Genomic DNA, 11675 nt, shown 5'->3' on the forward strand with positions numbered 1-11675 from the left:
CCAGGACGGCGATATCGTCGTGCACCGCCTGTTCTCACCGAACGGCAGACTGCGGCTGCAACGGGGCGGCATAGTCCCAATGACGTCACATCGGCCGATCAACGCGTACCTGTATTCTTTGCCTCGACCCGAAGTGGACGAGGAGTGAACATGGCCGAGCTTCTAAAGAAGACGATAGTCGACGATATAGACCAGAGTGAGATTGCCGAGGGTGAAGGCGAGCGTATTGAGTTTGGCTACCGCGGCGTGACGTATCGAATCGATTTGAAGACGTCGAATGTCACGAAATTCGAGAAGGTGTTGGCGCCGTACATCAAGGCGGCGACCGCGGCATCGACAAGTCAGCGTCGTAGTCAAGTGGAAAAAAAGACGTCAGCTCGCAATCGTCGATCGACTGTGCGGTCGGCGAAGGCGGACTTGAAAGTCGTAAGGGCTTGGGCCCATGAGAACGGGTATTCCGTCAGTTCTCGAGGGCGCGTGCCGGCAGAGATTGTCGAGGCATTCCAATCTGCTCATTCCTGAGGCCCAATCGTCTCATGTATTGCCGGCTACAAGCAGCAAAGCTGAACCAACGGCGTTGAAACCACTTCGATTTCTACGCTCGATGATGTCGCCGCCGTTTGCATGACCGGTCGGCCTCTCGGGTTGCGGCATAACCGGCTGGGGACGATTTACCAAACGCCTGCATGCGAGATCGACTGCCGCAGTCAGCGCGAGGAAGGTGTAGAGCCACCCACTGCGGCTGGCCTAAGACAGCGGTTGACCGTGGCGGTCGGCACGATCAAGGTGCGCGACCGAGGTAATATCTCGATTCGACGAGTTCACCAACGAGTATCCGTGCCGGTGGCGTACGACCGATCTGTACCCGTGTTGGTGGTCCACCGTTGTGAGAGTTGAGGGCAGAGTGATCATCGGGAGGTCACGTGCCCTGTATGTATTCGTCGTCGGTGCGCCGGCAAATCATTGCGCGGCTGCGGTCGGGTGAACCGGTCGCCATGGTCGCGCGGAGAAAGCGGTATGCCAGGCCACGCTTTTTCGGTGGAAGCGCCAGGCACTTATCGATGCTGGCGACGGGCCGCCGCGCCACCTGATCGTGCCGTCCGGTCCACCGCCACAGTGAAAGTTCGTTATGACTGCCCTGGAGTTCTTGCCGTTGATTGCACTGGTCGCGATGTTCGTGATCGCCAGCGACCGGCCCGCCGTCACCGCCGCCCTAACCCTCCGCCGTGATGTCCACGATCCGGCGGCGGGCCACCGTGACGTGCCGTCGCGGTCACCGCTGCGCGCAACCGCGCAGTGTGCTAATGACCGGGTTCGGGGTTATCAAACCTGCCGTCCGATGGATTAACAACTCCAGCTACGCTGCGGGCTTTCGCCGTCCGGGCCGCTACCGATTAGTGCTTGTGAACACGGGTGCTTGGGCGCTGGCTATCACTTAGTCTGATGGTCATGTGGCAGCCGTTAGTCCGGTTGGCCACACGCTGCGACAACAGGAGCTGCCGGTGTCCGTCCAGATCTCCGCCGACCCTGCCGATGTAGAGCAACGCCTTTCGCGGTGGCGGTCAGCCGTTGCCGGGGTGCTGGCCAAGAGCACCCGGCGCGACCCGTCAGAATTGCCCACCGAGCCCGAACGCCTGCTGGATTCGCCCACCTACGAAGGCTTTCCGGTATGCCCGTTGTACACCAGCTTGGACACGCTGGCCGAGCAGCCGCTGCCCGGAAGCTGGCCATTCGTGCGGGGCGGCGACGCGCGGCGCGATGTCACCGCGGGCTGGAAGGTGGCAGAAATGTTACCCATCGCCGGACCGGAGAGTGGCGGCAACTCCGCAGTGCTTTGGGCGCTGGCCAACGGGGTGAGCGCGCTGGTGCTGCGGGTCGGTGAATCCGGCGTCGCGCCCGCCGACCTCGACCGGCTGCTGGAGGGCGTCTACCTGGAGGTGGTGCCGGCGATCGTGGACGCGGGCGCCGACTACGTCGCCGCCGCGGACGCGGTGCTAGCGATGGTGGCCAGGCTGGAGTCGGGCAAGCGTGCGGAGTTGTCCATCGACCTGGGCGGCGACCCGTTGACCGCGCGAATCAGCGGGCGTCCTGCCCCGAGCGTGGACGACGTCGTCGCGATGGCGTCGCGGGTACACGGCTATGACGGTGTCCGCGCGGTCACCGTTGACGGCCCGGCGTTCCACAACCACGGTGCGAATGCGTCGTGGGAGCTGGCTGGCAGCGTGGCCGCCGGGGTGGCCTACCTGCGGCTGCTTAGCGGCGACGGCCTTGGTGTTCGGGATGGGTTGCGGCAGATCAGCTTTCGATTCGCCGCGGACGACGATCAGTTCATGACCATTGCGAAGCTGCGTGCGGCACGCCAAGTTTGGGCGCGGGTTGCCGAGGTTGTCGGGGAGCCCGACAGCGGCGGCGCGACCATGCATGGCGTCACGTCGTTGCCGATGATGGCCGAGCGCGACCCGTGGGTGAACATGCTGCGCACCACGCTGGCGGCTTTCGGGGCGGGTGTCGGTGGTGCTGATACCGTGCTCGTCCAGCCTTTCGACGTCGCGATCCCCGGCGGATTCCCGGGGATCGCGGCCCGCTTCTCACGGCGGATCGCCCGTAACATCCAGCTGTTGCTGCTGGAGGAATCCCATGTCGGGCGGGTGCTCGATCCCGCGGCCGGGTCGTGGTTCGTTGAGGACCTCACCGAGCGGCTCGCCGCCCAGGCGTGGATGCATTTCCGGGAGATCGAGCAGCGGGGCGGCTTCGTCGAGGCTGCGGAGTTCATCGCCGCGCAGATCGCCGAGGTGCGTGACCGCCGCATCGACGACATCGCGCACCGGCGCACGGCGCTGACCGGGTGTCAACGAATACCCAAACCTGGCCGAACCGCCGCTACCCCCGAACGACCTGAAAGCGACTGTCGAGAGTTACGCGGCCGGGTTTGAAGCACTGCGGGACCGCTCGGATGCCTACCTCGAGCGGACCGGGTCGCGCCCGCAGGTGCTGCTGCTGCCGCTCGGCCCACTCGCCGAGCACAACATCCGCGCGACGTTCGCGGCGAACCTGCTGGCCTCGGGCGGCATCGAGGCGGTCAATCCCGGAACCGTCGAGGCCGCCGGTGTCGCGCAAGCCGTATCGGGCGCGGGCAACCCAGGCGTCGCTCTGATCTGCGGTACCGATGCCCGCTACAGGACTGAGGCGGCAGGCGTGGTCGAGGCGGCCCGCGCCGCCGGGCTGTCGCGGATCTATCTGGCCGGCCCGGAGAAGACGGTGGCGGATGTCGACCAGGACGGGCGCCCCGACGACTACCTGACCGCCAGGATCGACGCGGTCGACGCCCTGTCGACCCTGCTCACCCGATTGGGGGCCTAGACCGATGGCCGCAAGCACGTCCGCCGTCGGCAGCTTCGCCGATGTTCCACTGCACGGTGAGCGCTCTGGGGAACCCGCCACCGAGGCGGCCGTGACCGAGCATGTCGCGGCGGCCGCTGACGCGCACGGTTACACCCCGGAGCAGCTGGACTGGGTCACCCCTGAGGGCATCGACGTCAAACCGGTGTACATCGCTGCCGACCGTGTCGCCGCCGTGGCCGAGGGTTACCCGCTGGACAGCTTCCCCGGCGAACCGCCGTATGTTCGGGGGCCGTATCCGACGATGTACGTCAACCAGCCGTGGACCATCCGCCAATACGCCGGGTTCTCCACCGCCGCCGATTCCAACGCGTTCTACCGTCGCAACCTGGCGGCCGGTCAGAAGGGGCTGTCAGTGGCGTTCGACCTGGCCACCCACCGCGGTTATGACTCCGATCATCCGCGCGTGCAGGGTGACGTCGGGATGGCCGGGGTGGCGATCGACTCGATCCTGGATATGCGCCAGCTGTTCGACGGCATCGACCTGTCGACGGTGTCGGTGTCGATGACGATGAACGGCGCTGTGCTGCCCATTTTGGCGCTGTACGTGGTGGCCGCCGAGGAGCAGGGGGTGCCGCCGGAGAAGCTGGCCGGAACCATCCAGAACGACATCCTCAAGGAGTTCATGGTCCGCAACACCTACATCTATCCGCCCAAGCCGTCGATGCGGATCATCTCCGACATCTTCGGCTACACCAGCACCAAGATGCCGAGATTCAACTCCATCTCAATCTCCGGCTATCACATTCAGGAGGCCGGTGCCACCGCGGATCTTGAGCTGGCCTACACGCTGGCTGATGGGGCGGAGTACCTCAAGGCCGGGCTGGCCGCGGGGCTGGACATCGACAAGTTCGCGCCTCGGCTGTCGTTCTTCTGGGGTATCGGGATGAACTTCTTCATGGAGGTGGCCAAGCTGCGCGCCGGGCGGCTGCTGTGGAGCGAGCTGGTCGGGCAGTTCGGCGCCAAGAACGCGAAATCGTTGTCGCTGCGCACCCATTCGCAGACCTCGGGGTGGTCGCTGACCGCGCAGGACGCGTTCAACAATGTCGCCCGCACCTGCATTGAGGCGATGGCGGCCACCCAGGGCCACACCCAGTCGCTGCACACCAACGCGCTCGACGAGGCGCTGGCGCTGCCGACGGACTTCTCCGCCCGCATCGCCCGCAACACCCAGCTGCTGTTGCAGCAGGAGTCGGGCACCACCCGGCCAATCGACCCGTGGGGCGGCTCCTATTACGTGGAGTGGCTGACCCATCAGCTCGCGCAGCGGGCCCGCGCGCATATCGCCGAGGTGGCTGAACACGGCGGGATGGCGCAGGCGATCAGCGATGGCATCCCGAAGCTACGCATCGAGGAGGCCGCCGCCCGCACCCAGGCCCGCATCGATTCCGGGGCGCAGACCGTGATCGGCATCAACAAGTACCAGGTCGACGATGACCATGAGATCGACGTACACAAGGTTGAGAACAGCCGGGTGCGAGCCGAGCAGATCGACAAACTCCAGCAGCTGCGGTCCGCCCGCGACGAAACCGTCGTCACTGCCGCGCTGAAGGAACTGAGCCGTGCGGCGGCCGCCGAGGGCGTCGCGGGCGAGGACGGGCTGGGTAACAACCTGCTGGCGCTGGCCATCGACGCCGCCCGGGCCAAGGCCACCGTCGGGGAGATTTCCGACGCGCTGGAGAAGGTCTGGGGGCGCCACCAGGCCGAGATCCGTACCCTCGCCGGGGTCTACCGCGGCGAAGTCGGAAAGGTCAGCAATATCGGGAGTGCGATGGAGCTAGTGGAGAAGTTCACTGAGGCCGACGGTCGCAGGCCGCGCATCCTGGTTGCCAAGATGGGCCAGGATGGCCACGACCGGGGACAGAAGGTGATCGCAACGGCCTTCGCCGACATCGGTTTCGACGTCGACGTCGGCTCGCTGTTCTCCACCCCGGACGAGGTGGCGCGCCAGGCCGCGGACAACGACGTCCATGTGGTCGGGGTGTCCTCGCTGGCGGCCGGGCACCTGACGCTGGTGCCCGCGCTGCGCGACGCGCTCGCCGAGGCGGGGCGGCCCGACATCATGCTCGTCGTCGGCGGGGTCATCCCGCCCGGCGACTTCGACGAGCTGTACGCCGCCGGGGCCGCGGCGATCTTCCCGCCCGGCACGGTGATCGCCGACGCCGCGATCGGCCTGCTGCACAAGCTGGCCAAGCGGCTGGGCTATGACTTGACCTAATATCCTGCGCCAGGAATTCGGTGAAGATATGCGGCGGCCGTTCGAGCGATGTCGTCGTCGGTTTGTTCCAGGCGAACGTATCGACCTGATGCGGCTTGAGCCCGAACGCTTTCCAGTCCGGCCCACCGTCGACTTCGACAAGCCGCTCTCGGCGGCCATCGACGCCCGCGATCAGTGCGAGGCGTGTCCTTGCGTTGTCTCTGAAGAGTGGCCACGATCACCTCCTCGGCCTGCTCGTCCGTGATGGTGTGCGGCGCACCCGGACGCGGTTCTTCGGCCAGCCGTCGAGGCGACATTCCTACAAACCGCCGCTGATCCGGCAGGCGCCGTCGTCGCAGGCGTTGGCGCAGCGGTGTCGGATCGTGCCGGGTGGCGCGGCGGGTAAACCCAACAAGGAGGTGGCTGCCGACGTGCGGATTTGAGCGCAATAGTGGGGGTGTGGCAGCGCTACCCACTCCTGGTCGGCCAACACCCACTCGCCACAAGCGGTCGGCAACCGGGTACTTCTCGCCCAGCGGGACGTAGTATTCAACAGCTTCTCGTGGCTGGAGAATTGCGGTTCATCTCCCTGGGAGGGCTTATGTCTGATTCAGCTACCACCGAGCGCCCCGCCGAGAAGAAAGATCGCTCGCATTACCTCTATATTGCGGTGATCGCCGCAGTGATCGCCGGCATTGCCGTCGGCATCCTTGCGCCGGATGTCGGGAAGGCGCTCAAGCCGCTGGGCACCGGCTTTGTCAGCCTGATCAAGATGATGATCAGTCCGGTGATCTTCTGCACGATCGTGCTCGGTATCGGGTCGATCCGGCAGGCGGCGAAGGTCGGCAAGGTCGGCGGGCTGGCGTTGCTCTACTTCATCGTCATGTCGACGGTCGCCTTGATCATCGGGCTGCTCGTCGGCAACCTACTTCAGCCCGGTGCGAGCCTGCAACTCACCGACGCCGCCCGGGCCGCCGGTGAGGAGGCGGCCAGCGGTGAACACCAGACCACGACCGAGTTCCTTCTCGGGATCATCCCGACCACGCTGGTCTCCCCGCTGGTCGGCGAGCTCGTGCTGCAGACGCTGTTCGTGGCGCTCTTAGTCGGCTTCGCTGTGCAGGGTCTCGGCCAGTCGGGTCAGGCGATCCTGCGTGGCGTCAAGTACTTCGAGCGCCTGGTGTTCCGGGCGCTGTCGATGGTCATGTGGGTAGCTCCCATTGGCGCGTTCGGCGCCATGGCCGCCGTGGTCGGCGCGACCGGCTGGTCTGCACTGGTGAGCCTGGGTCAGCTGATGCTGGCCTTCTACATCACCTGCCTGATCTTCATTGTGGTGGTGCTCGGCCTGATCCTGCGCTTTGGGGCCGGGATGAACATCTTCGCGCTGATGCGCTACCTGGCCAGGGAGTACCTGCTGATCGTCTCCACGTCGTCCTCGGAAGTCGCGCTGCCCCGGCTGGTGGCCAAGATGGAGCACCTTGGCGTCTCCCGCCCGGTCGTTGGCATCGTGGTTCCAACCGGCTACTCGTTCAACCTCGACGGCACCGCCATCTATCTGACCATGGCGTCGCTGTTCATCGCAGAAGCAATGGGCAAGCCACTGTCGATCGGCGAGCAGATCTCGCTGCTGCTGTTCATGATGATCGCCTCGAAGGGGGCGGCGGGCGTGACTGGCGCCGGTCTGGCGGTCCTGACCGGTGGGCTGCAGTCGCATCGACCCGATCTGGTCGACGGGGTCGGCCTGGTCGTCGGGATCGACCGGTTCATGTCCGAGGCCCGCGCGGTCACCAACTTTTCCGGCAACGCGGTGGCCACAGTGCTGATGGGCAGCTGGGTCGGCGAATTCGATTCGGATCAGGCCAAGCGTGTGTTCAGCGGGGAGGACCCGTTCGACGAGGCGACCATGATCGACGACGACGAGGCCCCGGAGATTGCCGAGCACACCACTTCCCGGCCCTACTCCCCAGCTCGTCTAGAAGGCACGACCTCCGTCTAACTGACCACTCACACGTCAGCTAAGTGTCCGCGTGCACCGGACCGCCCGGGAAGAGGGAAACGAACCCCATGCGCAATGACCTCGATCCGGTGGAGACCAGCGAGTGGCGGGAAGCGTTCGACTCGGTCATCGAGTTTGACGGGGCGGACCGGGCGGAGTTCCTGCTGGAGGAGCTGAACGGTGAGGCCCGGCGCAACGGGGTGCCGGTGCCGTACTCGGCGAACACGCCCTATCTGAACACGCTCCCGCCCCACGCACAGCCGCCGCACCCGGGCGACAGGGCGATCGAGCACCGGATCCGGTCGCTGATCCGGTGGAACGCGGTGGCGATCGTGTTGCGCGCGAACAAGGAATCCTCCGAGCTGGGCGGTCACATCGCCAGCTTCCAGTCCGCGGCGACCCTGTATGACACCGGGTTCAACCACTTCTGGCACGCTCCGTCGGAGGATCACGGCGGCGACCTGGTGTTCGTCCAGGGCCACTGCTCGCCCGGTATCTACGCGCGCTCGTTCCTGGAGGGGCGGCTGACCGAGGAACAGCTTCTCGGGTTTCGGCAGGAGGTCGGCGGCGGCGGCCTGTCGTCCTATCCACACCCATGGCTGATGCCGGATTACTGGCAGTTCCCCACGGTGTCGATGGGACTGGGCCCGCTGATGGCCATCTACCAGGCCCGGTTCCTCAAGTACCTGGCCAACCGGGAGCTGGCCGACACCGCGAATCGGCACGTGTGGGCGTTCCTCGGCGACGGCGAGATGGACGAGCCCGAGTCGTTGGGCGCGATCTCGCTGGCCGGCCGGGAGAAGCTGGACAACCTGATCTTCGTGGTGAACTGCAACCTGCAGCGCCTGGACGGCCCGGTGCGCGGCAACGGGAAGATCATCCAGGAGCTGGAGGGCCTTTTCCGGGGCGCCGGCTGGAACGTGGTCAAGGTGATCTGGGGATCCGGCTGGGACCCACTGATCGCCGCGGACAAGTCCAGGCTGCTGCTCAAGCGGATGGAGGAGTGCGTCGACGGCGAGTACCAGGACTTCAAGTCCAAGAACGGCGCCTACGTGCGCAAGCACTTCTTCGGCACGTACCCCGAGCTGCTGGACCTGGTCGCGGACATGTCCGACGACGAGATCTGGGCGCTGAGCCGGGGCGGGCACGATCCGGACAAGGTGTACGCGGCATACAAGGCAGCGGTTGACAACGTCGGCTCGCCCACCGTGATCCTGGCCAAGACGGTCAAGGGCTACGGCATGGGTGAGGCCGGTGAAGGCCAGAACATCACTCACCAGCAGAAGAAGATGGGCGAGGACGTGCTGCGCTCGTTCCGCGACCGGTTCTCCATCGACCTGGCCGACGACAAGATCGCTGAGGTGCCGTTCCTGAAGCTGCCCGCAGGCGGCCCCGAGCAGCGCTACCTCAAGGAGCGGCGAACCGCGCTCGGCGGGGCGTTTCCGGTGCGGCGCCAGCGCTCGCGCGATCTCACGGTGCCGGGGCTCTCGGCCTTCGCGGCCCAGCTCAAGCCCACCGGTGACCGCGAGATCTCTACCACGATGGCGTTCGTGCGCATCCTGACCACCCTGTTGCGGGACAAGGCGATCGGCAAGCACGTAGTGCCGATCGTGCCCGATGAGTCCCGCACGTTCGGCATGGAGGGCCTGTTCCGACAATTCGGGATCTTCTCCCAGGTCGGGCAGCTGTATCAGCCCGAGGACGCCAAGCAGCTCATGTACTACAGGGAGGACCGCTCCGGTCAAATGCTGCAGGAGGGCATCAACGAGCCTGGCGCGATGTCGTCCTGGATCGCCGCGGCGACCAGCTACAGCGTGTCCGACACCCCGATGATCCCGTTCTACATCTACTACTCGATGTTCGGGTTCCAGCGCATCGGCGACCTGGCCTGGGCGGCCGGCGACTCGCGGGCCCGCGGCTTCCTGGTCGGCGGCACCGCCGGGCGCACCACGCTCAACGGCGAGGGCCTGCAACACGAGGACGGCCACTCGCACCTGCTGTCGGCCACCATCCCGAACTGCGTCTCCTACGACCCGACCTTCGCGCACGAGGTCGCGGTGATCGTGCAGGACGGCCTGCGCCGCATGTACGCCGAGCAGCAAGACGTCTTCTACTACCTGACGGTGATGAACGAGAACTATCAGCATCCGGGCATGCCGGAGGGCCGGGAGGACGAGGTTCGCGAGGGCATCATCCGCGGCATGTACCTGCTGCGGGAGGGGCCGGCCAAGAAAAAGAACGCACCCCGGGTTCAGCTACTGGGCTCCGGCACCATCCTGCGCGAGGTGATCGCGGCCGCCGAGCTGCTGGAACAGGACTTCGGCGTGACCGCCGACGTGTGGAGTGTGCCGAGCTTCACCGAGCTGCGCCGCGACGGCATCGACGTCGACCGCTGGAACATGCTGCATCCGGGCGAGGAGCGGCGGCTCAGCTTCGCCCAGCAGTGCCTGGCCGGGCGCCCGGCCGGCCCGGTGGTTGCCGCGACCGACTACATGCGGGCCTTCGCCGACCAGATCCAGCCGTTCATAAACCGCCGGTACCGGGTGCTCGGCACCGACGGGTTCGGGCGCTCGGACTACCGGCGCAACCTGCGCCGGCACTTCGAGGTCAACCGGCACTACATCGCGCTCGCCGCGCTGACCGAGCTGGCCGCCGAGGGCGCCGTTCCGGCCTCGGCCGCAGCGGACGCCATCGCCCGCTATCAGATCGACCCCGACATGACCGCACCCGCGCTCGCCTGAGAGTTCGGACCCGATCAGGAAAGAGGCGATCGACATGACAGCTCCTACCGAGGTCACGGTTCCCGACATCGGCGACTTCGGCGTTGTGCCGATCATCGAGGTGCACGTCAGTGCCGGCGACCAGGTCAACGCCGAGGATCCGCTGGTCACTCTGGAATCCGACAAAGCCACCATGGACCTACCCGCCCCGGTCGCCGGCTCGGTGGCCGAGGTCCTGGTCAAGGTCGGCGACGTGGTCAGCGAGGGCAGCCCCATCCTGTTGCTCATTCCCGGCACCGGCGCGGTCAGCACCCCGCCGTCACTGGTAGAACAGCAAGAGCCCGCACCCGCCTCGGCCCCGGCGGCGGCCCCCGCGCCGGCGCCCTCGGCACCGGCCACGGCCCCAGCGGCGGGTGGAGTCGACACCCCCGCGGGGATACACGCCGGCCCCTCCGTGCGGCGCACCGCCCGGGAGTTGGGCGTGGACCTGACCGCGGTCACCCCGACCGGGCCCAAGGGGCGCATCACCAAGGATGACCTGCTCGGGTTCCTGAAGGGCCCGGCCCAACCCGCCGCCGCGTCCGCGACGGGCGCGGGGATCCCGGAGATCCCCGCGCAGGACTTCTCCACGTTCGGGCCCATCGAGACCGCGCCCCTGCCACGGATCAAGAAAGTGTCCGGACCCTTCCTGCACCGCTCCTGGCTCAACGTCCCCCACGTCACGCACAACGACGAAGCCGACATCACCGACCTCGACCGTTACCGCAAAGAACTCGACACCACCGCCAAGAGCGACCGCAGCCCCTATCGGGTGACCCTGCTGGCCTTCCTGGTCAAAGCCTGCGTCGCTGCCCTCAAAAAGTTTCCCGAGTTCAACTCCTCACTGTCCCCGGAGAAAGACGCCCTCATCCTCAAGCACTACTACAACATCGGCATCGCCGTGGACACCCCCGGCGGCCTGGTGGTCCCGGTTGTTAAGGACGCCGACCGCAAGGGCATCGTGGAGCTGTCCCGGGAGTTCATGTCCATCTCAGCCAAGGCCCGCGACGGCAAGCTCGGGCCGTCGGACCTGGCCGGTGGCACGTTCACCATCTCCAGCCTCGGTGGCATCGGCGGCACCAGCTTCACCCCCATCATCAACGCTCCCGAAGTCGCGATCCTCGGTGTCGTCCGTTCCAAGGTGAGCCCCGTCTGGAACGGCACCGAGTTCACGGCCCGCAACATGCTGCCCCTTTCCCTGTCCTACGACCACCGCGTCATCGACGGTGCGCTGGCCGCCCGCTTCGCCCGCCACCTGTGCTACCTGCTCGAAGACGACCGACGGCTACTGCTGTGACCGCCTTCGCCGCTGACCACTTCGACCACC

7 protein-coding genes and 1 pseudogene are annotated in these 11675 nt (G+C 66.4%); all 8 read left to right on the forward strand.

Translation table 11 applies throughout. From position 1 onward, the window contains the following. Positions 1–150: 150 nt before the first annotated feature. Entirely contained in the window at positions 151–522 is a 372-nt protein-coding gene (locus tag ACVWWN_RS24310) for a histone-like nucleoid-structuring protein Lsr2 (RefSeq protein ID WP_457146134.1), read from the forward strand. Positions 523–1129: 607 nt separating this feature from the next. Further along, positions 1130–1348 (forward strand): hypothetical protein, encoded by a 219-nt coding sequence (locus ACVWWN_RS24315; RefSeq protein ID WP_457146135.1) that lies wholly within the window; start codon positions 1130–1132, stop codon positions 1346–1348. 154 nt (positions 1349–1502) lie between these two features. Further along, positions 1503–3360: pseudogene (mutA, locus tag ACVWWN_RS24320) on the forward strand (methylmalonyl-CoA mutase small subunit). Positions 3361–3364: 4 nt separating this feature from the next. Continuing rightward, positions 3365–5617: a methylmalonyl-CoA mutase gene (gene scpA, locus ACVWWN_RS24325; protein ID WP_457146136.1), complete on the forward strand. Its 2253-nt coding sequence runs from the start codon at positions 3365–3367 to the stop codon at positions 5615–5617. A gap of 194 nt (positions 5618–5811) precedes the next feature. Further along, positions 5812–6039: a hypothetical protein gene (locus tag ACVWWN_RS24330; protein WP_457146137.1), complete on the forward strand. Its 228-nt coding sequence runs from the start codon at positions 5812–5814 to the stop codon at positions 6037–6039. Positions 6040–6197: 158 nt separating this feature from the next. Next, positions 6198–7589 (forward strand): cation:dicarboxylate symporter family transporter, encoded by a 1392-nt coding sequence (locus tag ACVWWN_RS24335; RefSeq protein WP_457146138.1) that lies wholly within the window; start codon positions 6198–6200, stop codon positions 7587–7589. A 68-nt stretch (positions 7590–7657) separates the two neighbouring features. Continuing rightward, positions 7658–10330: a pyruvate dehydrogenase (acetyl-transferring), homodimeric type gene (gene aceE, locus ACVWWN_RS24340; RefSeq protein ID WP_457146139.1), complete on the forward strand. Its 2673-nt coding sequence runs from the start codon at positions 7658–7660 to the stop codon at positions 10328–10330. Between the two features lie 34 nt (positions 10331–10364). Beyond that, positions 10365–11645: a 2-oxo acid dehydrogenase subunit E2 gene (locus tag ACVWWN_RS24345; protein ID WP_457146140.1), complete on the forward strand. Its 1281-nt coding sequence runs from the start codon at positions 10365–10367 to the stop codon at positions 11643–11645. Positions 11646–11675 lie beyond the last annotated feature (30 nt).

Source organism: Mycobacterium sp. URHB0021 (genome assembly GCF_054057895.1).